The following is a 1,156-nucleotide window of genomic DNA, read 5'->3' on the forward strand; positions in this document are numbered from 1 at the left end:
TCCATGCATCTCATCATTAGGGAAGCCAATCCCAGCATCTAAGAGCAGGATTTCGTCATTGAATTCAAAAACACAAGTGTTCTTGCCAATTTCATGGAGTCCGCCTAGGGGAATAATTTTTAAAGCTGGTTTAGATGTTTGCTTAGTCATTTGAATCCTCTGAGTTTTTTTGCTAGTAAAAAAATGAAAAAAGTGTTACCAATTACCTTTGATTTGATCTATAGATCAAATCCATCACACAGATAAAGCAATGAATGAATGATGTATAGCTTTTTTAGATCAACTAATTATTAGCAAATAAACGGTAAAATAATAGAAACTAAAATAATAGTAAAAAATTAGGGATAAAGAAAGCCAAAATTCAATAAACAATTAATAGATCACTAATCTCCCTCCCAATCCATAACATAGTCTTCGCTAAGGATTCAGTCATCTTTCCTACCTTACAAAGCGAAGATAGATCTGATGAAAGGGAATTGGGACAAAATGAGTAATTATTTAAATTAAATCCAGCTCAATCAGAACCTCCTTTAAACGAGATTTTAATTCAGAGGGTAGCTCGCACAGCGGTGAGCGAAGACTACCCACCTGCCAACCTTGAAGTTCTAGTGCTGTTTTGATCGGGATAGGATTGGTAGTACAAAAGAGTACTTTAAATAAGGGAAAAAGCTTGAGGTGAATTTGAGTAGCCTCACTAGTTTTCCCCTCCTCAAAAGCTTGAATCATCTGTTGGATTTGGGAACCAACCAGATGACTGGCTACACTAACTACACCTGATCCTCCTAGTGCCAGGGTGGCTAGGGTAAAGGAGTCATCGCCAGAATAGATGGCAAAATCCGGTGGGGTTAAACGCCTAATTTGACTAGTCTGTTCGAAGTCGCTAGTAGCCTCTTTGACAGCTACGATATTAGGAATTTGGGCTAAACGAGCAATAGTTTCCGGTTGCAGATTTTGTCCTGTGCGACCCGGTACATTGTAGAGCATCAGGGGAAAGTCAGGACTCGATTTTGCGATCGCTTGGAAATGTTTGTATAGTCCTGACTGTGGCGGTTTATTGTAATACGGTACAACTTGTAATGATCCATCTAACCCTAGTTTAGCAGCTTTTTCAGTAGCAGCGATCGCTTCTTCTGTAGAATTTGAACCCGTTCCAGCA

General features: G+C 39.2%; 1 protein-coding gene. It reads right to left on the minus strand.

Translation table 11 applies throughout. The annotated features are described in order from the left end of the window. Positions 1-498 precede the first annotated feature (498 nt). Positions 499-1,156, minus strand: a 658-nt coding sequence (gene dapA, locus F6K49_RS51365) for a 4-hydroxy-tetrahydrodipicolinate synthase (protein ID WP_293110653.1), incomplete at its 5' end; no start/stop codon positions are given.

It is taken from the genome of Moorena sp. SIO3I6 (genome assembly GCF_010672095.1).